Source organism: Barnesiella viscericola DSM 18177, from assembly GCF_000512915.1.
Taxonomy (GTDB): Bacteria; Bacteroidota; Bacteroidia; order Bacteroidales; family Barnesiellaceae; genus Barnesiella; species Barnesiella viscericola.
In genome coordinates this window covers 958925-984809 of sequence record NZ_CP007034.1, presented here as the reverse complement: position 1 = coordinate 984809, position 25885 = coordinate 958925, and the positions used below count along the sequence as shown (strand labels likewise).

The 25885-nt window shown below is 50.2% G+C and carries 15 protein-coding genes and 2 tRNA genes; 8 read left to right on the top strand and 9 right to left on the bottom strand.

What is annotated here, in order from left to right; all coding sequences use genetic code 11:
• Positions 1 to 3: 3 nt before the first annotated feature.
• From BARVI_RS03910 to BARVI_RS03900, 3 genes are all read left to right on the top strand, one after another.
• Positions 4 to 76, top strand: a tRNA-Phe gene (locus tag BARVI_RS03910).
• A 436-nt stretch (positions 77 to 512) separates the two neighbouring features.
• A complete protein-coding gene (locus tag BARVI_RS03905; protein ID WP_025277968.1) occupies positions 513 to 2183 on the top strand; it encodes a leucine-rich repeat domain-containing protein in 1671 nt (556 codons plus the stop codon).
• 399 nt (positions 2184 to 2582) lie between these two features.
• Positions 2583 to 3197 (top strand): flavodoxin family protein, encoded by a 615-nt coding sequence (locus tag BARVI_RS03900; RefSeq protein ID WP_025277967.1) that lies wholly within the window; start codon positions 2583 to 2585, stop codon positions 3195 to 3197.
• Positions 3198 to 3615: 418 nt separating this feature from the next.
• Here the strand turns inward: BARVI_RS03900 and BARVI_RS03895 are convergent.
• From BARVI_RS03895 to BARVI_RS03865, 7 genes are all read right to left on the bottom strand, one after another.
• Positions 3616 to 3688, bottom strand: a tRNA-Glu gene (locus tag BARVI_RS03895).
• A 120-nt stretch (positions 3689 to 3808) separates the two neighbouring features.
• Complete coding sequence (locus tag BARVI_RS03890) at positions 3809 to 5170, bottom strand: TrpB-like pyridoxal phosphate-dependent enzyme (protein WP_025277966.1); 1362 nt, start codon at positions 5168 to 5170, stop codon at positions 3809 to 3811.
• Between the two features lie 259 nt (positions 5171 to 5429).
• A complete protein-coding gene (locus BARVI_RS03885) occupies positions 5430 to 6008 on the bottom strand; it encodes a superoxide dismutase (RefSeq protein WP_025277965.1) in 579 nt (192 codons plus the stop codon).
• Between the two features lie 137 nt (positions 6009 to 6145).
• Positions 6146 to 7123: a flotillin-like protein FloA gene (floA, locus tag BARVI_RS03880; RefSeq protein WP_394330827.1), complete on the bottom strand. Its 978-nt coding sequence runs from the start codon at positions 7121 to 7123 to the stop codon at positions 6146 to 6148.
• A 30-nt stretch (positions 7124 to 7153) separates the two neighbouring features.
• Positions 7154 to 7627 carry an NfeD family protein gene (locus BARVI_RS03875; RefSeq protein WP_025277963.1) on the bottom strand — a complete coding sequence of 158 codons (474 nt, stop codon included), beginning with the start codon at positions 7625 to 7627 and terminating at the stop codon, positions 7154 to 7156.
• A 40-nt stretch (positions 7628 to 7667) separates the two neighbouring features.
• Entirely contained in the window at positions 7668 to 9119 is a 1452-nt protein-coding gene (locus BARVI_RS03870; RefSeq protein WP_025277962.1) for a tetratricopeptide repeat protein, read from the bottom strand.
• A gap of 34 nt (positions 9120 to 9153) precedes the next feature.
• Positions 9154 to 9636: a YcxB family protein gene (locus BARVI_RS03865; protein WP_025277961.1), complete on the bottom strand. Its 483-nt coding sequence runs from the start codon at positions 9634 to 9636 to the stop codon at positions 9154 to 9156.
• A 131-nt stretch (positions 9637 to 9767) separates the two neighbouring features.
• Between BARVI_RS03865 and BARVI_RS03860 the strand changes: the two genes are divergently transcribed.
• On the top strand, positions 9768 to 10136 hold the full coding sequence (locus tag BARVI_RS03860) for a DMT family protein (RefSeq protein ID WP_025277960.1): 369 nt from the start codon (positions 9768 to 9770) through the stop codon (positions 10134 to 10136).
• Between the two features lie 70 nt (positions 10137 to 10206).
• Here BARVI_RS03860 and BARVI_RS03855 read toward each other — a convergent pair whose 3' ends face one another.
• Both BARVI_RS03855 and BARVI_RS03850 read right to left on the bottom strand, forming a co-directional pair.
• Positions 10207 to 13176, bottom strand: a complete 2970-nt coding sequence (locus BARVI_RS03855; protein ID WP_025277959.1) for an AsmA family protein — start codon at positions 13174 to 13176, stop codon at positions 10207 to 10209.
• Positions 13177 to 13475: 299 nt separating this feature from the next.
• Positions 13476 to 15338, bottom strand: coding sequence for an FAD-dependent oxidoreductase (locus BARVI_RS03850; protein WP_025277958.1), 1863 nt, complete (start codon positions 15336 to 15338; stop codon positions 13476 to 13478).
• 229 nt (positions 15339 to 15567) lie between these two features.
• Here BARVI_RS03850 and BARVI_RS03845 point away from each other — a divergent pair, with 229 nt between their 5' ends.
• The 4 genes from BARVI_RS03845 (at position 15568) to BARVI_RS03830 (ending at position 25877) form a co-directional block, all read left to right on the top strand.
• Positions 15568 to 16611 carry an alcohol dehydrogenase gene (locus BARVI_RS03845; protein ID WP_025277957.1) on the top strand — a complete coding sequence of 348 codons (1044 nt, stop codon included), beginning with the start codon at positions 15568 to 15570 and terminating at the stop codon, positions 16609 to 16611.
• 440 nt (positions 16612 to 17051) lie between these two features.
• Positions 17052 to 21389, top strand: a complete 4338-nt coding sequence (locus tag BARVI_RS03840; RefSeq protein WP_084546978.1) for a T9SS-dependent choice-of-anchor J family protein — start codon at positions 17052 to 17054, stop codon at positions 21387 to 21389.
• A gap of 65 nt (positions 21390 to 21454) precedes the next feature.
• Complete coding sequence (locus BARVI_RS03835) at positions 21455 to 23653, top strand: choice-of-anchor J domain-containing protein (protein WP_025277955.1); 2199 nt, start codon at positions 21455 to 21457, stop codon at positions 23651 to 23653.
• Positions 23654 to 23675: 22 nt separating this feature from the next.
• Positions 23676 to 25877, top strand: a complete 2202-nt coding sequence (locus BARVI_RS03830; protein ID WP_198015987.1) for a S8 family peptidase — start codon at positions 23676 to 23678, stop codon at positions 25875 to 25877.
• Positions 25878 to 25885: the final 8 nt, after the last annotated feature.

Below are 25885 nucleotides of genomic sequence, written 5' to 3'. Positions count from 1 at the left end.
GCTGGTGCCATAGCTCAGATGGTAGAGCAAAGGACTGAAAATCCTTGTGTCCCCGGTTCGATTCCTGGTGGCACCACTTTGAAGAAAAGCAAAAGACAGTAAAATCCTGATTTCCAAGCGAAATCGGGATTTTTTGTTTTCCCCCGACACGCAAAAAACGGCAAAATATTACCGTTCGAGGTGGAGCAAAAGGTGGAGATAAAAGGTGGAGCAAAAATCTCCACCGAATTACGACCTTTTTCGCTGATTGTCAATATTTTGCATAGCAAGAAAACGGGTTCGGTTTCCTGTTTTTGTACAAACTGAAAATAGTAGGAAAATGAAAAGGAATTCATTCAATGTGTTTTTCTTCTTGAAGAAGACCAAGCTGCTGAAAAACGGAGAAGCATCTGTGTGTATAAAGTTCCATGAAAAATAAAAATATGTGATACTTTTGCTGCTATCGTAAAATTTATATATATTTGAGATAAATATGGGTACTTTTGAAAAACAAATACTTAAATCTGATTAATATGGGAAGAACTGATTACTCATTTTTGAAAAAGGCCGGGCTGGCTGCTTTTGCCATGGTTGCCACCATCGTCTCCGGCATGGCTACCCAACTGGACGTGACAACAACTGCACCGGGTACTCTGGCAACCCTCATTTCAGAGAATGACAAATGGAACACAACGGAGCTGAAAGTATCCGGTCCCCTTAACGGCTTCGATATTCGCACTTTACGGGATATGGCAGGCGCTGACCTCTACGGTGCGCCGACGGAAGGGAAACTGGAAAAGCTGGATATGGCAGGTGTCAACATCATCGGTTACGATGGATCTCTCTTAGCGAGTGATCAAACATATTATATCGATAACAGCCAAGGCATCATGCACCTTATCGGAGAAAACGACAAATTTCTGGGAATCTTTTTTGCCGGTTGCAATGTCCTGAAAGAGTTGACAATACCCGACAATGCTTTTTTAGGAGTAAACCAGGGTTGGCCGGAAGGTTTGGAAAAAATCTCCGTATCCAATAACAATCCCAATCTGACTGTTGTTGACAATATACTCTACTCAAAAGATCTCAAAACACTGTTCTATTGCCCGGCCAAGAGTCCTCAGACCTCCATTCGTACGCCGGAGGCTACCGAAATCGTTGATTCCTACGCTTTCTATCAGAACCTGCATTTGCAATCCGTTGAAATGCCGAACGTAAAAGAGATTAAAAGTTTCGCATTCAGCTATTGCAACGCACTGCAAACGCTCTCATTCGGAAATTATTTGGCCACATGGGGCGACATGGCCATCATGGGCAACTACCAATTAAGCAGCGTGACGGTAGCAGCCGACAATCCCAATTTCAAGAATATGGGTAACTCGTTGACCGACATTTCAGGAAGAACGCTGTATATCTTTGCGGCTGACAACACTGTAGAAGCCTGCGACGTGCCCGAGGGGGGAGAAACCATTTGTTCCGGAGCCATCTACTCCAACCATATCCGTACCGCCACTTTCCCGAACAGCGTTACAACCCTTCGGCAATATGCCATTTTCAACAGTTTATATCTGGAAACGATCCATATGGGTTCCGGACTCACAAATCTCGAACCGATGTTTTCATACAATCTTCCCTCTCTACAAGAATACGACGTGGACAGTGAAAACCCGGTTTTCGCTTCGTACAACGGGGCCATCTACTCCAAAGACGGACTGACATTAACAATCATACCCGAAGGGAAAACAGAATTCAATGTGAAGGAAGGCACCGAGCAGCTGGGCATATATTGCCTGGGAGCCATCAATAACATTATTGAAACCCTGACATTGCCGGCATCACTTAAAACGTTGGCCGGCATGACTCTTTCATGCAACAGTCTGAAAGAGATCTACTGTAAAGCAACCGTTCCTCCCACCTCCAACGGCTATCTGCCATTCTATTCGTTTATGGCTGCAAACATCGATCTGTTCGTACCGACAGGCTGTGCAGATGCCTATAAGAATAGCTTAGAATGGCGAGATTTCAGAAGCATCAGCGAATTTGACTCTTCCGACATCGACGGCGTAACCGCAAGCGAGAAACCATATGAGGTGGCACGTTACAGCATCGACGGGAAGAGACTTCCGGCTGAAACTCCGGGACTGAACCTCATCAAGATGTCCGACGGTTCCGTACAAAAGGTATGGGTTCCCGGCAACCGATAAAAAACGAAAGACAAACAGCCTACTCAGAAAAGTGCTGACACATTCGCCATACACTGCTTAGAAAACGCGTATGTCAGCAAACAAAAGCCGGCGGTCACAGGAAGCAAAGCCTGCAACCGCCGGCTTTTCGGTTGACTTATACCGAACAAATACCCCGTTGGAAAGACTTTTTCAGATTCAGGAATCGGAGACAGCAAACCCAACGGCCAAACGCTGCTGTGCCGTATATTTTCCGCTGAGCAATCCTCCGGTTATCATCGAGTAAGCCACGAAGCCTATCTCCAACTTCCAGCAAAGTGGAATTGTAAAATATCTGTAACCCGGGTATAAATATCAAGGTTGCGGGGTAAACAAAACCGGCTCGGCATGATTATTTTTGTAAAGACAAAAAATAACGATATGAAAGTTTTACTGATCAATGGAAGCCCTCATAAGGAGGGGAATACCTTCATTGCTCTGTCGGAGGTGGCGAAGGCATTGGAGGCTAACGGGATAGAAACGGAGATTGTAGGCATCGGGGTAAAAGCCGTGCAGGGGTGTATCGCCTGCGGGCGTTGCGCCCAGTTGGGTCGTTGCGTGTTCAACGATGATCTCTACAATACGATTCGTGAAAAACTGGCGGGCGCCGACGGTATCGTGGTGGGTTCGCCCGTCTATTATGCCGGGCCTAACGGGTCGTTGTGTGCCTTGCTCGACCGACTCTTCTATTCGGCCGGGTCGCTGCTGGCCTACAAGCCGGCCGCTGCGGTAGCCGTGTGTCGTCGCGGGGGAGCCAGTGCCATGTTCGACCGGTTGAACAAGTACTTTACCATCAACAACATGCCCGTGGTTTCGTCGCAATACTGGAACAGTGTGCATGGCCGTTTGCCGGGCGAAGCTACCCAAGACATCGAGGGACTGCAAACGATGCGTACCCTGGGCCGCAACATGGCCTGGATATTGAAGAACTTGAAACAGGGTGGAGAGACTGTCCCCGAGCCGGAACCGTGGACTCCGACCCATTTCATACGGTGAGAGGGGTTGATGGACTTCGCAGGGAAATGGCTGTGAAAATAGCAGGTCAAGGGGCTGTACCTTACGGTGCGGCCCCTTGACATACTTGGTTGATATCTGAAAAATTAATATCTATTGGGGTAAAAGCAGCGGTATCTATGATAATATGATGAATTCCGGTGGGAACTATTTCTTGTCGATGCGATAGATGCAGACGTCGCAAGGGGGAACCGAGATGAGGGATAGTTGCTTTTTGGGGAGAATCGCTATTGTTAAAATCAATACGCGCGGGAGGTGTGTTTTTTAGCATTTTTTTATTTAGCAAATCCGTGGAGATTCGCCAAACACGAACGCATTTTGTCTCGTTTTTGTCCCGTTTTGGGATAGAAAAAAACTCAAAAGTCTAATTGATAGGCTTTTGAGTTTTCGTTTCTTGTTGTAGCGATTCCGGGAATCGAACCCGAGTCTCAACCGTGAGAGGGTTGCGTGCTAGGCCACTACACTAAACCGCCAGCTTGTTTCCTTTCGGAAAGGTGATGCAAATATAGCGGGTGTATTTGAATTGGCCAAATTTTGAAGCTAAAAAATTTCAATTATTTTTTCGGCTCAGATCCTCCTGCAATCTCACAACATTAAATGATTTTATCCAACTCGCTGATATTCTTCTCGATTTCGGAATCGGGCAGGCTGTAATTCACAAGGTCGCCTGCCAGGTATTGGTCGTAGGCGGTCATGTCGATGAGGCCATGTCCCGAAAGGTTGAAGAGGATACAACGCTTTTTCCCCTCCTCTTTGGCTTTGAGTGCCTCTTGTATCGCGGCCGCGATGGCGTGCGACGATTCGGGGGCGGGTATGATTCCTTCGCTTTGGGCGAAAAGAGTGGCGGCTTTGAAGGTGTCGAGCTGGTCGATGTCGACGGCTTCAAGGTAGCCATCTTTTTTCAATTGGCTCACGATGGTCCCGGCTCCGTGGTAGCGGAGTCCGCCGGCGTGGATATTGGCCGGTGCGAAGTTATGCCCCAGGGTGTACATGGGGAGCAGGGGGGTGTAGCCGGCTTCGTCGCCAAAGTCGTATTGGAATACACCTTTGGTGAGTTTGGGACATGAAGCGGGCTCGGCTGCAACCAGGCGTATCTCCTTGCCGTCGCGCAGTTTGTGCCGCAGGAAGGGGAAGGCGATACCCGAGAAGTTGGAGCCGCCTCCGAAGCAGGCGATTACGACGTCGGGGTATTCGCCGGCCATCTCCATCTGTTTTTCGGCTTCGAGGCCGATAACGGTCTGGTGCAGCGACACGTGGTTGAGTACACTCCCCAAGGTGTATTTGCAGTTGGGTGTACTCATGGCGAGCTCGATGGCTTCGGATATGGCGGTACCCAGGCTGCCTTGGTAGTTGGGGTGTTCGGTGAGTATCTTGCGTCCGGCCTTGGTCGACATGCTGGGCGAAGCGATGACTTGTGCGCCGAAGGTTTGCATGATGGAGCGCCGGTAGGGTTTCTGATGATAGCTAACCTTGACCATATAGACGGCCAGTTCGAGCCCAAAGGCTTTGGCGGCCAGCGAGAGGGCTGCTCCCCATTGCCCGGCACCGGTCTCGGTCGTGATGTTGGTCACTCCCTGTTTCTTGCAGTAGTAGGCTTGGGCAATAGCCGAGTTGAGTTTGTGGGATCCTACGGGGCTTACACTCTCGTTTTTGAAATAGATGTGAGCTGGTGTGTCGAGTGCCTTTTCGAGGCCCAGTGCTCTCACCAGTGGGGTAGGGCGCCATATCTTGTACATGTCACGAACCTCGTCGGGAATTTCTATCCAGGCATCGGTAGCGTTGAGCTCCTGTTTGCAGAGTTCTTCGGCAAAGATGGGGTAGAGGTCTTCGGCGGTGAGTGGTTTTTTGGTAGCCGGATTGAGCGGGCTCATAGGCTTGTGTGGCATGTCGGCGACAATGTTGTACCAGGCCTGGGGAATCTCTTTTTCAGAGAGAATAAATTTCTTGGTAGCCATAGGCATCTCAAATTGAATTTTGGTTGATACTTGTTTTTGTAAATAAAAATGCAAATTCTGTGACGAATTGATAGACAAATATAGTAAATATTATTATATGTAATAGGGAAAGGAATGAAAATATGTCTATTTGAATCGAATTTTATATTGTTAAAGCAAAAAGAGACGCTGCTCACGCAGCATCTCTTCTTTAGAATTCATCACATTATGCTTATTTTAAAGTGCTAGATAGAGTTACGCTCACGCGCGACTATGCGAATTATAGGTATCTTGCTTCGACAACCGACCAGTCGACGATTTCCCACAGTCGGTGCAGGTGTTCGGCCCGTCGATTTCGGTAGTCGATATAGTAGGCATGTTCCCATACGTCGAAGGTCAACAGGGGGGTGTATCCCTTTTTCAGTGGGGAACCGGCATTGCTTTCCTGGCTGATTACCAATTTGCCCTCGGGGTCTTTGGATAGCCATACCCAACCCGACCCGAACAGGGTAACGCCGGCTTGTTCAAACTCTTTCTGGAAGTTTTCCAGGCTTCCCCACTGTCGGTCTATGGCTTCGGCCAGCTTGCCTTGCGGTTTGCGACGGCCGTCGGGCGCGAAAGTGAAGAAGTAGAATATGTGGTTCCAGGCCTGGGAGGCATTGTTGAACAGGGCCCCTTCGGCTTCTCGTATCACCTCTTCGAGCGGCTTCTCGGCGTAGGGTGTACCATCGATGAGCCGATTGAGGTTGTCGAGATAGGTTTGTTCATGCTTGCCATAGTGGTACTCGATGGTCTCCTGGCTGATGACCGGAGCTAAATCGTTGGTCCCGTAGGGCAGAGGCGGCAATTGGTAAATCATAGTTTTTCGAACTTTTGTTTCCTATATAACAATTGTCATTTAGAAAAAGTTTCAAATATAGGAATATTTTTTATTTTTCATACGTTATCCCGCTTTTGTTACGGGTTTGTTATACAGGTACTATCGAATGCCCGAGACTATTTCTCGGGTTTTGCCGTCGGCTTGGCTATCGATTCGCGCATGGCGGTGTCGGCTTCGACGTTTTTCATGCGGTAGTAGTCCATGATTCCCAGGTTCCCCGAGCGGAAGGCTTCGGCCATGGCCTTGGGCACCTCGGCTTCGGCTTCGATAACCTTGGCTCTGGCTTCTTGGGCCTTGGCTTTCATCTCCTGTTCGAGGGCGATGGCCATGGCCCGGCGCTCTTCGGCCTTGGCCTGGGCGATGTTCTTGTCGGCCTGAGCCTGGTCCATCTGCAAGGTGGCACCGATATTTTTGCCTATGTCGATGTCGGCAATATCGATCGAGAGGATTTCAAATGCCGTACCCGAGTCGAGCCCTTTTTTCAACACCAGTTTCGAGATGGAGTCGGGGTTTTCGAGTACCTGTTTATGCGATTCGGACGAACCGATTGACGACACGATGCCTTCGCCTACACGGGCCAGTACGGTGTCTTCGCCGGCTCCACCCACCAGTTGTCTGATGTTGGCCCGCACCGTAACACGGGCTTTGGCTATCAGCTGGATTCCGTCTTTGGCTACGGCGGTTACCGGCGGGGTGTCGATAACCTTGGGGTTGACCGACATTTGCACGGCCTCGAATACGTCGCGGCCGGCCAGGTCGATGGCGGTGGCCATCTGGAAGCCCAGGTCGATATTGGCTTTCGAGGCCGATACGAGGGCGTGTACCACGCGTTCTACATGACCACCGGCCAGGTAGTGGGCTTCGAGTTCATCGCGGGTAATGTTTTTGAGCCCGGCTTTGTGAGCTTCGATCATACCCCGCACGATGATTTGAGGCGGCACCTTTCGGATACGCATCAGAAACAGCTGTATGAGGGAGATTCTCACTCCCGACACTTGGGCCGAGATCCACAAGAGGAACGGCACGAAATAAAAGAACACGGCGAGTATTACGATAATACCGAACGCCAGCAATAGTCCTATTCCAACCATCATATTCATTTGTGTTTTAGGATTGTATTTGTTTTATTCGTTCTCTTTGCACACGATAACCACATTGGGTTCTACGCGTATGATTCTTACTGGAGTCTCCTCCTCGATAAGTTCGTTCTCGGCCTGGGCTTCGACGGTATGTTGCCCCACGATGACTTTCCCCATCGGGTTGAGCCGAGTGAGTGTCTTGCCCACGTCGCCCACCTTGATGTCGGCCGGTACCTGTGAGGGCACAACCGAGTCTATCTCGGTGTGCAGGGCTATCTTGTCGAAACTGCGTGAGCGCATGAACCCGATGATGACGGCTATGGTCACGATGGCTGCCACGAGCAGGGTGATGACTGCCCCGTTGGTCCCGAACAGGACATAGGCATAGTAGATGCCTCCGCCGTAGAATACGAGCGAGCAGATGCCGGCGATGGTGATTCCGGGCAGAAAGAATATTTCGAGAACCGCCAATGCCAAGGCTATGACTATCAGTAGGGTTATGGCCAGTATATCAAACATCTTGACAGGTATTTAGATTAAGACAAGGTTTCTTCTTTTCTTAACGGCGTTTTTGCAGGGCGTCAATTTCGGCCTTGCGAGCCTGGTTTTCATACTTCCCGGGCTGGGGGTAGAGAGTGAGCAGTTGCGCTTCGAGCGAGCCGATTTCGGCGGCCAGCCGTTGCCGGGTCGTGCCTTCCGATTTCGCATATTTGGGTCGTAGCTTGGCTGCTTCGGCTTCCAGTTGGGCAATGTGCTTGCGGGTCTCGTTGGCCTTGACATACAGGTTGCGGGCCTCGGCGCTGGTAAACTGGTCGAGGTGAGTATAGTGTATGCCGTTGTAGATGGCAAAGACAAAATCGGGACGGGTCACAGTCTGATCTTCCTTGATGTGGTTCAACTTTTCCAGCAGCTCGGTGTAGTCGGCACCCTCGGGCCATGAGTCGCGAATGGAGCGAATGAGAGCCAGCGACTTGATGTCGGTTTGAACCGAATCGAGGTCGTAGGTGCGTTTGCTCTCGTTGGGAATGAAGAGGTAGACGGTTACCTTGCCGGGAATCAACTCACGGTCGGAGACGAACCAGCCGATGTTCAGCATCTCGTCGACGGCCATCATATAGTCGTTGAATACCGAGTTGAAGGGCATACCCACATTCTCGGGTTTCAGGTAGGTGTTGTTTTCGAGATTCAGCCGGGTGATGAAGATGTCGTATCCGCCAATGGAGCCCTCGCCGTTCGAGGCGAAATAGAGGGTCACACCGTCGTTCAGGAAGAAGGGGTAGGCTTCGTCGCGCGGGGTATTTACCCCCTCGGGTAGCGGACTGATGCGGCTCCACCGGCCGTCGGTGAGCTTGTTCATCGAGCAGAGGTCATATCCGGTTTCGCCATTCGGCATGCCGAAGAATACCTTGTCGCCCCGCTGCGGCATATAGCCAATCGCACTGTCGGGAATGGCTACGCCCAGCATCTCGGCCGTACCGATCCGACCCGATTCGGGGGTCATCTTGTAGTGTTTGAAGAAGGAGTCGGCATCGACAATGAGGCTGTCGATGATGGGCACCTGTTCGACATGGCGTAACATCAACTTGGCTTTGCGGGCCCGGGCCATGGCCTCGGTTATCGAGTCGGGCACCTGCTTGCGGGCCTTCTCCAAGGCGTCGATATAGTCCTGATAGCTCTCGGCCGCCTCGTCGAAGCGATACTGAGCCATATATACATCACCCAGGAAATGAGGCGATTCAAGCACTTTGCGTTTGACACCTATCTTCAAGTATTTCTCGGCTTCGTCATATTTTTTGGCGTGGAAGAGGCACACGCCATACCAGTGGTTTAACGAGCCGTCGTTGGGTTTGCGTTTCAACTGCGCCTTGAATACGGGGGCTGCCTCGTCAAACTTGCCCGCCTTGTACAGTTCACGGGCTTCGTCGAGGGTCACGGCTCCCGACGGGAGCAGGGTGGAAATGGCGAGAACAATCGCCAACGAATATTTAAAGACTTGACCGAATATCTTCATGAGTGAAAAATTGTACTCAAATATACAATTATTTTTATTTCCTACGGATAGAAGTGTTTATTTTTTTAATAAAGTATTCTAAATCGTCGGTCGATTCGAACGAATCGCAAGGCAAGATGAAGAAAACATATTTCGACAGGTAGAAGACAATTTCGCGCGGGGTATACAGTACATCGGTCACCCGATTCCAGGCGATGGTTTCGGTGCGTTCGTCGTCGAAGGTGCATACGATGCCGTGGTCGCTCAGCGTTACCTGTTTCGACAGTATCGAAGCCCGGCAGTCGGGGTGCAGGGCGTAGGCAAACCACAAGTAATAGAGTATCAAGGGGAAAACCAGAAAGACCAGCATGAGCCCCACGTAGATGAACAGCGGGTTATGAACCGACAGCACAACGAGCAAGACCACCATCAGTACCAGCCACGACCAGTTGCGATAGAACCACGTGCGCAGCAGTCGCCCGAAATAGTGCATGGGCGATACCCGGCAGGGATGTGTCGTGATGGTCCGGTCTCTCATAAAAATTCTATTTATTACAAAGATGGGGTATTTTTATCGTTATCTTTTGTGATTAACCTTTTTTATGAATGAGAGTGCTTTTTCATTTTTAATGCCTATCTTTGCACCCGATTTAAAAAAACAGGAAAGTCATGCAAGGATTGTATTCGATAGGATTGCTTATCATATCCAATATTTTTATGACGCTGGCCTGGTATGGCCACTTGAAATTGCAGGAGATGAAGGTCATCAGCAACTGGCCGCTCTATGGGGTCATCTTGCTCAGTTGGGGTATTGCGTTGCTGGAATATTGCTGTCAGGTTCCGGCCAACCGGCTGGGTTTCAGGGAGAACGGAGGCCCGTTCAGCCTCATGCAGTTAAAGGTGATACAAGAGGTGATTACACTGATTATCTTTACCGTCTTTTCGGTTGTCTTCTTCAAGGGCGAGTCCCTGCACTGGAATCACATTGCCGCCTTCGGCTGTCTGGTGTTGGCCGTTTACTTTGTATTTATGAAATAACAACAAGCCCTGTGCTTCCCGACCGTGTCGGTGCACAGGGCTTGCTGTATCCGGTCATCTCCTTCCGCTCTTATTGTTGTCGTCGCATCACTTTCCTGAAATCGCGCACGATTTGTTCGCCCATGTTCACGATGGTGCTGTCGACCTTGTGTATCTCGACGGGGGTGACGGCGTCCTTGTACTTGGCCTTGCCCATGCCGAATTTCATCTTGTCGAGGTTGCCCGAGATGTTCAACCCCAGCTTGAAGGGAATGGGTGATTTCAGAATCGAAATGTGGTAGTTGAAGTTCATGTCCAGATCTTGTGTGCCTCCCACCGCGGCACGATAACGATCCATCTCGATGACAAAGGGGTAGACGGTTACGTTGCCGTCGGCCACACTGATGTTGACGGCGATGCTGTCGATGAGGTTGCGCTCCTTGTTCTTGAAGAGGAATTTTTTGGAGATTTCGGCAAAGGTCTCGCCGTCGAGCAGCACGAGGCTGTCGCCCTCGACATGGATAGCCGACCGTAGGGAGGGTATCTTGATGTTGAGGCACGAATCCAGATCCGACTCGGCCGATACGTTGAACTCGACTGTACCCTGGAACGACCGCAGCATGGGCACGATGGTGTCGAGCGAGGGGATAAAGTCGACCAGCTTGCCGATGTTGATGTTGTGCAGTTTGAAGTCAAACCCGGCATATCCGGCTCGGGGTGTACGGGCTTGGTAGATGAGGGTGGTGTTCATGGTGGCCCCATCAAAGCCCTCCATGCCCAGCTCTTTCAGGTGGATAGCCTGGTTGCGCACGTCGACAGCTCCGTGCACGTTGTTGAATACCATCTTGCCGTAGCGCACCCGCCTGAAATTGGTTTGCAGTTCAAAGTCGATGTTCTTGGGTATGACAAACAGTTTGAGCGGAGCCGAAGTGGTATCGGTCGCAGTCTCGATTTGGACGGTATCCTGAGGGAACGAGAGAGCTCGAAGCAGTTGGTTGCAGTTGAGGTTTTTGGACGTAAGGCTCAGGTTGGCCTTCAACATCTTGTGCCGGCGCATGGCTCCATAAAGGTTGTGCACCGAGCCTGAAGCGGTGAGGTCCGAGCGGCCTATGCGCATGGTGGCGTTGTGTAGCGTGATGGTGCGGTTGCCCACCGACACGGCTGTCTTCTGGAATCGTATGGGGAGTGCCGACATGGGGGTGCGCACAAACATGCGGTTGAAGCCTACGATGCCTTGCGGAATCCATATCGAATCTTTCACCTGTCTGGCTTTCAAGTTGATTCCCGCCTTGTCCATGCCCACACGGTTCTCGCCCAGGCGGCAGAAGAGTGTGTCGGCCTCCATCGAGAGTCGCACTTGTGGCTTGGTGGGGTTTTTCTCGGACGGTTGCAGGTTGATGGTTGCTGCGGTTTTCCCACAGAAGAAGAATATCGAATCGGGCATCGAGGCTTTCAGCTTGGTGGCGTTCAGTTTGCACTCGACGGTGGCGATGCGTGTGGTATCCTGCGGATTGGTCGTCTTGATGGCGGCTGTCAGGTTCTCGATATTCGAGTTGACTTGCGGGGCTTGCAGCACGATGTTGTTGATTTTGGCCTGCGCTCCCAGCACGTTGTTGCCGAAGAAGCGGAGCGAGGCGTCGCTCGTGAATTCAAAATTCTTGCTGGTGTCGCGCAGAGCCAGGCGGGTCATGTTGAGTTTGCCCAGAGCCTTGATGCGCCCCAGGTCTTTCTTCTTGATGGACGACAGTCGGCAATGCAGCCGCAAGTCGGCCTCTACATTTCCCTCGATCGATACACCCTCTTGCAGGGGGAAGGTCTTGCTCAGGGCCGTGAGGTCGATAGTCGACTCGGTGTGGAATGTGATGTCGGGGTCGCCCAGCAGGTCGGTTACCTTGGCGTCGGCCAAGATGTCGGTGTGGGCCCCCTTGAAATGAAATATCTTCAAGTCGAGATAAGAGGGCTCCTGTTTCGTCAAATCGACCTGCCCGAAGAAGTCGGCCTTAAACTCATCGATACCGTAGGGCAGGCGGGCATATTTGGCCGAGGCTTTGTCGATGGCTACTTTGAGGGTAACCATGGGCATCTTGTCTTTGCCATATTGCCCTTTCACAATGCCGTTCAGGGTCACGTTGCCCTGGGCCGATACATCTTCCTTCTTGACCACGCTCTCGGGAATCATGCGCAGGACAGTCTCTAACGAGGGGGCGTGTAGCCCGTATTGCAGGTCTACGTCCAGCGCTTTGGCTACGGTGTCGCGGCGCAGGGAGCCTTTCACGTCGAGCTCTACCCCGTTGAGGTTTACCAGCGCATCGTGCAGGGCGATGGTGCGGGTAGCCCGATTGAGTTCTATGTCGGTTTTCAGTCGGGAGGCTACGCGGTGAACCAGCAGTTCGCCGTCCTGCCAGAAGAGAACATTCTTGTTGTTGAAGTCGAGCGCCAGCATGGAATGCCCCTTTTTCAAGTGCGCTTTCAGTTTCAAGTTGGCGTCCCACAGGTTGGCAAACACTCGGGTCTCGCGGTCGTCGTAGGTGACGGTAGCGTGGCGCACGACAATGCGGCGTATGTCAATTTCGCTGGCGATGGGTTGGGTGCGGGTGGTTGTATCGACGGCTGTCGTGTCGGGGACCATGATATCCCAGTTGGCCACCCCGTCTTTCCCCTTGAAGGCGTATACGTTGATGCTGTCGAGTCGTAATCGGTTGATACTGATTTTCTTTAATCGCAGATAATCGACAATGTTGACCACAACGATTGCCCGCTTGAAGGAGAGTAGCGAATCGGTGCGCTGCCACAGTGAGTCGCGAATCGATTTCGATACCAGAGAGCCGTCGGTGAGTTTTACACCGAATCGGGGGAAGGTCGAGAAGAAGGTCAGCTCCACGCTCTCCATGTCGAGCTTGGCATTCAAATTCTGGTTGGCCGCAGTCAGTACGACCGGGGTCAGCTTTTCGGGCGTGAATACGAAATTGATGGCAACGGCAATGATGGCTGCAATCAGCACAATCAGTGACCCCAGGGTAATCCCTGTAATTTTAAGGATTTTTTTAGTCCGGCTTTTCATGTCGATTCCTGTTTCTTTTTACAAAAATAATGAAAAAGAGCATAGAATGTTTGGTTTTTGACGAAAGGATTTGTTTTTGTTGGGGTGTAATGCTTTGTTTCTGTGCGCAGATGCCTTGCCAAAGCGACTACGTGCATCGACGAAAATCACCGGTAGAAGGAAATCGGTGACCCGATGATCTTGTCGCGCGGAGCGTTTGAAGTGAAGGTGATGTGGGGCATCGGGGCGGCATTAAACGGAGTAAAAAAAGTGCGGGCACGATGTTTCGGCCCGCACTGCCATGTAAAAATTACAGGTGGTTATTTCAATTCGGGTTTTTCAGTGAGAGTACCACCCTCGTTGTATTGTTGGTTGTTGGGTAATCCTTTCACACCGGTGCCCTCTTTCATCAGGCTTTTTAACTCGTCTAAGTGGTACCAGTATACCTGCCGTGGCATTGCCTCGTGTTTCTTGCAGATTGAGGCTGCCATACCCACGACTTCGCCCATCATGCCGGTCGTCCGCATTACCCGGACGGTACCGAGGGCCACGTGGGTCACACTGATGTTTCTGCCGGCCATGAACAGATTCTCGATGTTGCGGGAATACAGGCAGCGGTACGGAATAGGGTATGGATAGATATTCATTTGATTGGCAATGGATTTGAATTCCCTGTCCTTGAAATATTTTGAATTTGCCGGGTCGGGGTAATGAAGGTCTATCGACCAGGTAGTGGCGGCCGTAGCATCTTCGTGCATGACGTATTTGCGAATGTCGTCTTCTTTGAGGATATAATCGCCCAGGAGGCGACGCGACTCTCTTTTCCCGGCCAGGTAGGCTACCCAGCCCAGTTTCTTTTTGGCATAGGTATCATTTTGTGTCAATCGGTTTTTCAGGTAACTCCAATTGGCATAGACAACCAGTAGGCCATAGTCTCTTATCTGTTCAAAATCAGTTGTCATATCCTGGTTCATGCCGGTCTCCCAAGTCCATTCGCCCATGGTGACTTTTTCGCAACTCATGTCATTGAAATTGAGGCCGTAGTCGAAAACCGGGAAGCCGCTCTTTTTATCCGAGTCTACAGAATACCACTGGACCGAGGCTCCCATCACCATTTTGTCGGCGGTTTCGGGGGCGGTGCTTTCGCCGAATTCCTCACGGCTCTCCCGTCCCATCTTGTAATCGGCTCCGGCAAGGTATCCCACGCTTCCATCGCCGGTGCAGTCGGAGAACAGCGGAGCCTTGAAACTGAGTCGCTCGCCCGTTTCAATATGCTGGGCTATCACCTCTTCAATTCTGTTGCCGTTCATTTTTACGGCATTCACATGGTAGTTGGTAAACAGGCTTATATTTTTCTCTTGGAGAAGCCAGTCCATCTTCTTTTGATCCTCATAGTAATGGGCCGGTTGTGCATTCCCGCCCTTTTCAGGGCCAAATTCCTTGATCAGGTTGCCCAGCTCTTTGTAGGGGCCGCTCTCTATGCGGCCACCCAGGTGTACCCGAATCTCGGAGCTGTTGTTCCCCCCGACAACCGGACGGTCATTGATAAGGGCTACCTTACACCCCAGGCGCGAAGCCGATACCGCCGCACACATGCCGGCCACACCGGCTCCGACGACTACGAGGTCAAACTCTCCCGCACAGAGCGGTTCGGAGGGTATATGAAGTTGGTCGCGTCGAAAGTCGGCAAGCGCGTCCCGGTCGGACGGGGGTAATTTGCTTTTGTCTCTTGTAAAGTAGATTGCGTCGCATCGGCCGTTGAATCCGGTGAGGTCTTTTAATCGTAATGTGGTTTTCGGTTGTTTTACCGATACCTTCCCGGCATATTGCCAGTCCCACGTGGTCCCGGTGCAACCCAGCGGGGACGACAGTTTCTTATTGCCCACATACAGGGCGAATTTTCCGAGACCGTCATGGTCGCTCCACGGGGAGGTCCAGTTATAGGTGCGCACATAGGCATGATAGGTGCCCGGTTCTGGAAATTCAACATCGGTATATGCGTCGTCGACCGCTTCGCCCATTCCATGAGCCATGAGATAGGGAGATCCCATCATGTCCATGAACTGCTGGTCTACCACCCAACCGCCTTTGTGCTTGAAACTCTCGGCTTCTACGAATAATTCTTGTGAGAATAGGAATAGCGTGTGTGCCACTATTGCCCATGTACAGATAAATCTTTTCATGGTATTTTGCTGCTCTTTTTCAAAGGTACGAAAAAAGGACAGATGCCCAAGTCTGTTATACATTATTTAATTGATAAGGGGGGCGATATCTCCTTTTTTTATAATTGTTTATCATAGATTCCCGAATCAAGATCTGTCTCGGTCGAAATAAAACTCTATTCCCGCTTGGCTCTGCACTTATCTTTCACTATCTTTGAATGTGAAAAAGGAGAGGAAAGGAGGTACTTCAATGTTAGCTTATACGTATGTAGAGAAGGGGCGGTTTGAGTTGTGCGAGAAACCCCGGCCTCAACTGATTGATCCGCGCGATGCCATCGTGCGGGTAACGCTTGGCAGTATCTGTACCAGCGACCTGCACATCAAGCATGGCAGTGTGCCCCGTGCTGTGCCGGGTATAACCGTGGGGCACGAGATGGTGGGTGTGGTCGAGCAGGTGGGTTCGGCCATTACGTCGCTCTCTCCCGGCAACCGGGTAGTGGTGAATGTCGAGACCTTCTGCGGGGAGTGCTTCTTCTGCCGTCATGGATATGTAAACAACTGTACCGACCCTCATGGCGGGTGGGCGTTGGGTTGTCGCATCGATGGCGGTCAGGCCGAGTATGTGCGGGTACCCTATGCCGATTGCGGATTGACCCTTATCCCCGATGGGGTGAGCGACGAGCAGGCGCTTTTCGTGGGTGATATTCTGGCTACCGGTTTTTGGGCTACGCGCATCTCCGAAGTTTCGCCCGACGACACGGTGCTCATCATCGGGGCCGGTCCTACCGGTATCTGTACCCTCTTGTGCACCCTGTTGAAGGCTCCGCGTCGGATAATCGTATGCGAGAAATCCCCCGAGCGATTGCAGTTTGTGCGCGAACATTATCCGCAGGTACTTGTGACAACTCCCGACGGCTGCCCGGCTTTTGTAAAGTCTCATAGCGAGCATGGTGGTGCCGATGTGGTAATCGAGGTGGCCGGGGGCGACGACACCTTCCGATTGGCTTGGGAGTGCGCCCGACCCAATGCGATTGTGACGGTTGTCGCACTCTATGACAAGCCTCAGGTACTCCCGTTGCCCGACATGTATGGCAAGAACCTTACTTTCAAAACCGGTGGGGTAGACGGGTGTGACTGTGCCGAGATACTACGTTTGATTGCCGAGGGGCAGATCGATACCACACCTCTTATTACCCATCGTTTCCCGTTGGACCGTATCGATGAGGCTTATCGTCTCTTTGAAAGTAAGAGCGACGGAGTCATTAAGGTGGCAATAGAGCCGCCGAGTCGATAGCCGTTCGGTTGAGGAGACCTACTGGTCGGTTATTCACGGCATTTGACTTTGAGGTTCATTTGTAGAAAAATGCGACATCAAAGCTATGGTTGGAAACAGAATATTATCTTTTTTTGAGATTTGTTGTAAATTTAGTAAGCAAAGTTGCTTTTTTTTATAATAATGTTATATCTTTGTGCAGGCTTTTTTGTTTAAGGTAGAAAGATTTAATGAATTAAATTAAATTAAATAAAGTAAAGGAAAGTCCTTTTAGCAGTTTTTGAGTAGCATTGGGAATGCGATTTATAAATATAAAAAGAGGAATTTTTTATTTGCAAAATATTGTATATAAATTCATTCTGAGTGATAAAGTAAAATTTTATGAATATTAAGATATGCATGATTTTAAATTTTTATAACTTGCGTATGCGAACAAATATACACATTAAATAATAGTTGATATGAGAAAACTAATACTTGTAGCGATTGCATTTGTTCTCTTCTTGGGAATAAATGTCGGTAAAGCGCAGACCGCGTTGCCGTATTCGATTAATTTTGGCAATAGCCAGGAAGGCTGGACGGCGGTCGACAATAGTCCGACTCCGGGGACTACGTGGATGTATAAATCTAGGGTAGCCTATATCCAAGGCACGTATTACTCAACTGTGGCGTTGGTTTCGGATTATAAGTCGGCTAGCAACGACTACTATGTTTCACCGGCATTCGCACTTGAACAAGGTAAGACCTATACTATCGAGTTCAATACGTGTGCCTGGTATAATGGAGCAACACCTGTTCTTACCTTTGAGTGTGGTACTTCCAATACCGATATGACTACGTTCCGGTCTCTCAAGACCATCACTTTGGACGAAACCTGGACTTATCCGCCTGCACAACGAATGCAGCTGGGTGTGCCTTCAACGGGTACCTATTATTTCGCTTTTCATGCCACAAGTCCGGTAGAAAATAGCCAAGTTTACTTGTTTGAATTCAAACTATACGAAGGCGATAATTCGGGCGAGACTCCCGAAGAGGTTGTCGTAGAAGTGCCTTACAGCATCGACTTTTTAAATAATTCTGAAAATTGGACATCGGCCGACAACAACGATGACGGCCAGACTTGGACTCCATCGAGCGGCATCGGCGTTGTGCTCGGTATGGGATCGCACGATGACGATTTTTTCTCGCCGCAGGTAACTCTCGAGGGTGGTGTAGCTTATAAGATTACAACCAATATTGCGATAGACGGTACTCCCGAGGATTACGATGTCGTTACTCTTACACAAGGTACCGATAAGGCTCAAATGCAGGCCATCAAACAGCTTGACTTTGAACAAATAGGAGAAAACGTAGAGGAAATTATCTTTACCCCGACATCGAGTGGCAACTACTATTTCTCGTTCCATAACACATCGACTACGGGTGGAAAAACTCTGATACTACAATCGTTTGCCATAGATAAATATGTAGAGGTGATGCCCGAGGAGAACGAAATTTATTCGACCCGGTTTGACGAGAGCGAGCCTCTTAATGGCTGGACTGTCATCGATAGCAACACCGATGGTGTGAAATGGGCCATGGAAGAAGGTTATGCCGGTCCTGCATATAATGGCAACATGGCCATAGGCGAAGCCAACGACTGGCTCATCACGCCGGCCTTGAATATGGTTGCCGGCAACGACTACGTGATTCGTTACACCCTCTCGCAAGCCGGTGCATTCGATGCCGACGAGGTTGTTATCAAATGGGGTACTACTCCTACGGCCGCAGGCATGACCAACAGTCTTACGACCGAAAGCATCAATTTGGGCAGCGGGTCGGTAGACAAAGTGATTCGTTTGACTTGCAGCCAGTCGGGCAATGTGTATATAGGTTTCAACCTGACAACGGCCAATCCCAACGGCATCATTTCGTTGGATAAGATTTCGGTATCGCAAACCTCGAAAGCCAAGCCCCAACCGGTAGACGGTTTGAGAGTTTCTTCCAATCATAAAGAGCAAACGGTAACCTTGAACTGGACCAACCCCGCGTTCGATGTCACCGAAGCTCCTATTATCGAAACTCTCGACATCACGATTTATGAAAACGGTGTTAAGGTGGCTACCTTGGAAGACCGCGCTGTCGGTGAAAAAGATACCTATACCTATTCTCCTGCCCAATTCAGCGGTATGGCTCTGTATCGTGTCGTAGCTTCGATTAACGACATAGAGTCGTTGCCTGTCGAAGCAAGCATCAACCTCGACGATATCAATGGCGAGGCAATTCTGTTGCAGGATATACCTTTGGATACGGCCGACGATTTTGCAAAATGGGTTATCGAAAATAAGGACGGCGGTGGCACGTGGAACTATTCGGTCTCGGCTATCACCATTCCTACGACCAGCTCGGGCGACCACAACGACTGGGCCATTACTCCGGGTGTACAACTCGAACCGGGCAAGCGTTATGTCGTTAAATTCGATGTAGCTACAAGTGCATCGTTTGCAGGCAACCTCCAAGTATGGTTGGGCGATGCTCAAACCGCTGATAACATGGATACCGAGCTTCTGTCGCTCAACAACATTTACTACAACGGGTTCGTAAGCACGAGCACGCCGCAGTTCAGCGTAGAGACCGCCGGTACCTATTATATAGGTTTCCAAGCCGGTAATATAGAAAACGGTATGCGTGTGAGAAATGTAAACGTATGCTACATTCAAGAGTATCAAGAGGCACCGGTGATGGAGCTTCCCTATTTCGAGAATTTCGACAAAAATACCGAAATACCCACCGGTTGGAGAATGGAACGCAGCAGCGATGAGCTTGGTTTCTATGTGCGCGATGTCTCTCAAGCTGCTTCGATTTATATGAAAGCCTATTCGCTGCCCAATGCCTTGATGGTTAAGGGCAATGCTCCCGAGGCACGGGAAGAGGTGGCCTATACGCCCAAGTTCTCGTTCGAACCGGGTAATGTCTACACGGTTAGCTTCCAGTTCAATATGTTCCAGTTGAGCGGGAAAGCCAATAATTCTATTGCCATTTACAAAGCTACGGATCAAAATCAAGAGAGCATCGTGGGCGAGCCCGTCTTCGAGGTGAATAGTCAGACCGGCATGACCAGCTGGGAAGAAAAGAGCTTCGACCTTACCGTCGATGAGGCTGCCGAGTATTGCTTCGTAATCAAAGTCACGAGCGATGGTGCCAGCGATGTCGATATTAAGATTGACGATTTTGCCGTAGACCAAATCGTTGAGATTGAACCTGTGAAGCCGGCAGCTGTCATGAATGCAAGGGCTATGGTTATCAGCTCCAATCAAAGCATAATCTTCAGCTGGAATCACCCCCTTGTCGATGTCGACGGCGAAACGATACAAAAGGGTTCTGTCATAAAGACTCAAATTTATGACGGCACCGAACTCATTGCCGAGCCTACGGTGGTTATGCCCGACGCAAGTACGGTCGATGCCGAAACGGGTATCCCCATGTCGTTTACCTATACTTATGCCGACTTTGATAAATTCACAGGCCAAAAGATTTATAAATTTGTGCCTTGCATCGATACCGAGGCCGGCCCTGCCACGACTGCCGTGGTTTCGCTCAGCAGCTTTACCGACGGTTACCTGAAAGAGCGTGCCTATGTGGCCGATTTCACCGAGGGTGACAATGAATGGACCGCTATCGATGCCGATGAAGACAACAATACCTGGGCTCATGCCGAGTCGGCCATGACGACCACTGGAAAAGACGAGTGGCTCATCTCGCCCGAACTTACTTTGAAGCCGGGCAAATCGTACTATGTATTGTGCGAGTTTATGACCGATGTCGACCAATATGCCGATGTTACTTTCACCCGCGGTAACGGTTCGAGTGTGAAAGATCAGACCGAGGTAATTTACAGCTTCGACAATGTCATATTGAGCAACTATGCCTTGATGGAAGTCGGTGGTACTTTCCTCCCCGAGGACGAAAGCAACTATTTCGGTATCCATGTCGAGAGCGAAAACGGTTCGAAGGTTCAGGTGAAGAGCTTCAAGGTGATGCGTCTGATGACTTCGAACGAGCCGGAAGAGCTTCCCTACGAGCAGGACTTTGAGAACCGTATCGATATTAACGAGTCTACGCTCTTCCCCAACAAGTGGGGTTGCCGTACCTCGAGCTCTGCTCTCTTCCGGGTAACTACCATGCCCGAAAATACCGTGGCTGCTCACTCGGGCGAATATGCTGTTGTCGCCAACGAGTACACTTCGGGTGCAAGAGACGAGCTTCTGTATACGCCTTATTTCTCGCTCGAAGTGGGTAAGACCTACGAAATCTCCTACTACTTGTATATGCCGGGTAACGGTGAGAACATTACGATAGGTGGCCTTTATGAAGCCTATACACAAGATGAAAGCGGCATTGAATTGCCGTTGCTGCAAGCCATGACCGAGCCTGCCAAGGAGTGGACCAAGTATCTTGTAAAATATACTCCCAAGTATGATATGGTGGACTACTGCTTCTATTTCAAGTTCCTTGCTACGGCAGCCAACTCGGGTATCATTGCTATCGACGACTTCAAGATCGAGAAGGTATCGGGTGGCTCGGGTATTGCCGAGGTAGAAGACAACGGTGGTATCTACTATGCTCAATCGACCTCGACCCTCTATGTCCCCGAAAATATAGAACAGGTATCGATCTTCAATATGCAGGGACAATTGGTACTCGACACCGAGAATGCCGACGGTACGATTTCGATGGCCAACATGAGTAAAGGTATTTACATTGTGAAGGCAGTGAATGCCGAGGGCAATGTAATCTCCTTGAAGGTAATGAAGAATTAAAGAAACAATCAAACAAGTGGCACTGCCCCCGAATAAGGGGCAGTGCCTTATTTACACAAATAACTATGAAGAAAAACTTATTTAAAGGTTTCCTGTGGTCGGCCGCATTGCTTTTGGGTAGTGTGAATATGGCTGTCGCTCAGGAGTATAATCAGCGAATCGCCATGGAGGGTGTCGAGATGTATGGTATAGTGACCTTCTCGGCAATCAATCAAATCGACGAGATGACTCCGGGTATGTACAAGTTCGGGTATGACCAACAGTTCAAACCCGACGATAACGGAGTCTTGTTCAGTCGGTATATTGCAGGTGGCGGTGTATATCACGAAGGTAAAATCTATTGCAACGTATACAACGACGAGGCCAACCTGTCTACCCAAAAACCGGTGTGGACCATTCTCGATGCCGAAACCTATAAGGTGCTTTACGAGAAAGAACTGCCCGATAATGGCGTATGTACCACCAAATCGCTTGCCTATGACATCACCAACGACAAAATCTATGGTATTGTTGTCGATTTTACCGATTCTCATTTGGTCGAAATCGATCCCGCGACCGGCGATATGACCCGGGTAGGCGACAACTTTGATCGCAATCTGCGCTTTAAGACTCTGGTCTCGACAAACAACGGTATGCTTTACAGTATCGTAATCGATTCGGACGTATCGAGCCTCTATAAAATCAGGAAGACCGACGGTAAGGCCGTGAAGGTAAAAGATATTACCGCCAAGAACCTGCTCGGCCCGGATGACTATCTGTTTAATAGCGGAACCGAACAGGCCATGTTCCTCAACCGCTCTACGGGCAAGGCCTATTGGATACTCGAAAGCAACAGCTACACGCTGGACAGCGAGTATTCGCCCATCTTCGAGGTGAACCTCACGAATGCCGAGGCTACCATGGTCTCTTATTTGAGTCGTTGCTATCAAGTGAGCGGCGCTTGGTTCAAAGAACCCAACAACGGCGCTCCGGGCATTGTATCCGACTTCCAGTTTGTTACCCCCGAAGAGGGATCGGCCAGCGGCTCTATTCAATTCCGGTTGCCCGAGAACGATTATAGAGGCAACCCCTTCACCGACTCCAACTTGAAGATAAAGGTTGTCGAGGGCGACAAGGTGCTTGTCGACGCTACGGCTCAAGCCGGCACATTATTCAAGAGCGAGGAGCTTGCCTTGCTGAACGACAATCACACCGTATCGATTACCTTGTCGAACGAAAAGGGATCAGGGCCCACTATCCAACGGACATTCTATGCCGGTTATGACCTGCCTGCTGCTCCTACCAACGTAAAACTCTCTTATGAGGGCCTCACGACCACGCTTACCTGGGAAGCTCCTACGATTGGTGTAAACGGTGCTCCTATCGACCAGGAAAACATCTATTACAAAGTGATAAGAATGAATGGACTCCCGACTGCCGGAGGAACTCAAACGGTTGTAGCCGAAAATCTCAAAGAATGTACATTTACCGAAACTCTCCCCGACGATATGTGTCTCTATATATACTACATATATTCGATGTATAATGGAGAGGAAGGTGGTATAGCTCATTCTAGCGATGTTGTTTTGGGAACGCCTCTTAATCCTCCCTATGGAGGTATGTTTACATCGCCGAACGATATGTTCAACTACTATACCCTGATTGACGCGAACGGTGACGGTTATAGCTGGAGGTATGATGGAGAGACGAGAAGCGCCGTCTATGTGTATAACCAGTTTCTCCCGGCCGATGATTGGATGATTTCGCCTCCCATCAATTTCAAGAAAGGGGTAGGATATACGTTGAGTTTTAAAGCCTATTCGTCGGTGATCGATTATCCCGAGTCGATGGAGGTAACCTTCGGTACGGGGCGCACTCCCGAAGAGCAGACCAAGCAGCTGCTCGATATTCCCGAGGTTCCCGGTGCTGATGAAGACAATCCGGTAACTTCATATACGTTGCCTGTTACGGTCGCAGAAGATGGGGTGTACTATTATGCATTTCATGTGACCTCGGAGAAATTCCGTGAGATGCTTCGCGTGTTCGATATCAAACTCGATGTAGAAAGTGGTATCAATGAGGTGAAGAGCGAGGGTAGTCTGTTTGTTACAACCGGGAAGAACAGCGTGAAGGTCGAGAATCCCGAAGGACAGACTGTAACCATCTACAACAGCAACGGTATGTTGATCGACTCGTTTACCGATGCCGCCTATGAGCGAATGCTCTATCCCGGTATCTATATCGTTCGCGGTAACGACTCGGTTCAAAAGATTATCGTTCGGTAAGTATAACAGATTAAAGAAAAAAATGAATAAACTGTTTATAGCGACAGCGTTTGCTATAATGTCGGTATCGGTATGGGGGCAATCCAAGTTGTCCCCATACACGCGACATTATGTAGCGCAAATCAAGCAAGAGCAAGTGGCCGATGCGGCAAACCCGGCGCGTCGCGTTCTTGTGAAAAAAAGCAATGCCCGGGGGCAGATTGTCATACCGGCCTTTGTTTATTTGCAAGAGGGATACAGTCCCGATTTCCTCACCTCGCATGGGGTAGAGGTACGTTCGGTGATTGGTCAGGTGCTGACGGCCGATATTCCGCTCGACGTTCTCAATGAGGTGGCCGCACTCGACGGTGTGAAGTACATCGAGATGGGAACACCCGTGCAACCCCGCCTGAATGAGGCCCGAAAAGAAGCCTTCGTTAATGAGGTGCAAACCGGCGAATCACTCCCCGAGGAATATCGTGGCAAGGGGGTAGTTGTGGGTGTAATCGACAACGGATTCGACTATACTCACCCCAATTTCTATACCCGCGACAAAAGCGAACTGCGCATCAAGCGGGTGTGGGACCAGAATGCGTCGGGCACGGCTCCCGAAGGATTCGATTATGGTTGTGAGTACACCACGGCCGAGGCTATTCTTGCCAAAGGTTACGATACCGATCAGACTACTCATGGTACCCACGTGCTGGGTATTGCGACCGGTGCCGACAATACCAACGACAAGGAAGTCTATGGGGTAGCTACCGATGCCGACATCGTGTTGGTTTCGTACAATAGTACAAACATGTACACGGGCGACAATACGGCTATTATCGATGGAATAAAATACATCTTCGACTATGCCGAGTCGGTGGGTAAACCCTGTGTAATCAATATGAGTCTGGGCTCTACCTGGGGCCCGCACGACGGCACATCGACCTTCGACCGCTTGGCCGATGAGCTGCAAGGTCCGGGCCGTTTGTTGGTGGGCTCTTGCGGGAACAGCGGTGGCACAAAATATCATGCGAGCAAGACCTTCGAGGGGAACAAGCCCGATACGCTGGCCACCTTCTTCAACTTTACCTATACCGGTGCGCCTTATGGGACTGTCGAGGTGTGGTGTGATCCCGGTATGGATATCACCTTTGTACCCATTGTATACAACGTGAGTGAAAACAAGGTGCAAAGTTACGATCCGGCTCGGTTCAATGACGCTCAGTGTGAGAATAAAACGTACAATTTCGATGTTAATGTTGATGGTGCGTGGGGGGCACTTTCGGTTGAGGGTGAAATCAATCCCGGAAACGGAAAGACACACCTGATTCTCTCACCCAATTATTCCTATGCACCGGGTTATGATCGAGGATTCTATCTTATCTCTTCGAACCCGGGAACGATACATCTGTGGACCGATGCCTATACCACGTCGCTCAGCAGTTTCGACCGTCCCGGGTATATCGATGGCGACGACCAGTCGTCCATGGACGAGTTGGGTGGTACCGGCAAACGCATCATCTCGGTAGGAGCCTATGTCACCCGTGACCATTGCACGAAGTATGGGGTACCTTCCTATACAGATGAAATAACAAATGCCCTCGCCTCGTTTTCGAGTCAGGGCCCCACGCCCGACGGCCGGGTGAAACCCGATATTACTGCTCCCGGCACCTACATCATCTCTTCGCTGTCGAGCTACTATTCGGGCAATAAAATCAAGAGTCACAAATTCACCTGGAATGGCCGGGAGTATGACTTCGGTTATATGCAGGGTACCTCGATGGCTTCGCCCTTTATTGCCGGTGTGATGGCCACCTGGTTGCAAGCCTTCCCCGAAATGACTCCCGAGATAGCCCGTGAGATTTTGCAGAAAACCTCCCGTCAGGACGATTTTACCGGCACAATCGATGGTGGGTCCAATCTTTGGGGCTATGGTAAAATCGATGCTTATGCAGGTATCAAAGAGTGTATCCGTTACGAAAGCGGCATTGAGCCGAGTCTGGCCGACAACCGCTCGCATCTGGTAGTCAACGATGGCAACTGTGTGCGGGTGCTCTTCGGTTATGACGACAGTCAGGTAGCCTTGCAACTGTATAACCTGCAAGGCGCCTGTGTCGCTACCCGTGCCATTGGCAAGGTTGCTGCCGGCGAAGAGGTGACAGTCGACCTCGATGACTTTGCCGCAGGCATATACATGCTGCGCATCATGGGTGGAAATACAAAATCAATGGTAAAAAAGATAATTGTTCAATAAATTAATAA

Excerpts from the sequence above, each read along its gene's own strand:
- BARVI_RS03875 (WP_025277963.1), bottom strand. The coding sequence starts at position 7,627 with ATGTTTGATATACTGGCCATAACCCTACTGATAGTCATAGCCTTGGCA.
- BARVI_RS03830 (WP_198015987.1), top strand. The coding sequence starts at position 23,676 with ATGAATAAACTGTTTATAGCGACAGCGTTTGCTATAATGTCGGTATCG.
- BARVI_RS03840 (WP_084546978.1), top strand. The coding sequence starts at position 17,052 with ATGAGAAAACTAATACTTGTAGCGATTGCATTTGTTCTCTTCTTGGGA.
- BARVI_RS03850 (WP_025277958.1), bottom strand. The coding sequence starts at position 15,338 with ATGAAAAGATTTATCTGTACATGGGCAATAGTGGCACACACGCTATTC.
- BARVI_RS03870 (WP_025277962.1), bottom strand. The coding sequence starts at position 9,119 with ATGAAGATATTCGGTCAAGTCTTTAAATATTCGTTGGCGATTGTTCTC.
- BARVI_RS03860 (WP_025277960.1), top strand. The coding sequence starts at position 9,768 with ATGCAAGGATTGTATTCGATAGGATTGCTTATCATATCCAATATTTTT.
- floA (WP_394330827.1), bottom strand. The coding sequence starts at position 7,123 with ATGATGGTTGGAATAGGACTATTGCTGGCGTTCGGTATTATCGTAATA.
- BARVI_RS03905 (WP_025277968.1), top strand. The coding sequence starts at position 513 with ATGGGAAGAACTGATTACTCATTTTTGAAAAAGGCCGGGCTGGCTGCT.
- BARVI_RS03845 (WP_025277957.1), top strand. The coding sequence starts at position 15,568 with ATGTTAGCTTATACGTATGTAGAGAAGGGGCGGTTTGAGTTGTGCGAG.
- BARVI_RS03890 (WP_025277966.1), bottom strand. The coding sequence starts at position 5,170 with ATGGCTACCAAGAAATTTATTCTCTCTGAAAAAGAGATTCCCCAGGCC.
- BARVI_RS03835 (WP_025277955.1), top strand. The coding sequence starts at position 21,455 with ATGAAGAAAAACTTATTTAAAGGTTTCCTGTGGTCGGCCGCATTGCTT.
- BARVI_RS03885 (WP_025277965.1), bottom strand. The coding sequence starts at position 6,008 with ATGATTTACCAATTGCCGCCTCTGCCCTACGGGACCAACGATTTAGCT.
- BARVI_RS03900 (WP_025277967.1), top strand. The coding sequence starts at position 2,583 with ATGAAAGTTTTACTGATCAATGGAAGCCCTCATAAGGAGGGGAATACC.
- BARVI_RS03855 (WP_025277959.1), bottom strand. The coding sequence starts at position 13,176 with ATGAAAAGCCGGACTAAAAAAATCCTTAAAATTACAGGGATTACCCTG.
- BARVI_RS03865 (WP_025277961.1), bottom strand. The coding sequence starts at position 9,636 with ATGAGAGACCGGACCATCACGACACATCCCTGCCGGGTATCGCCCATG.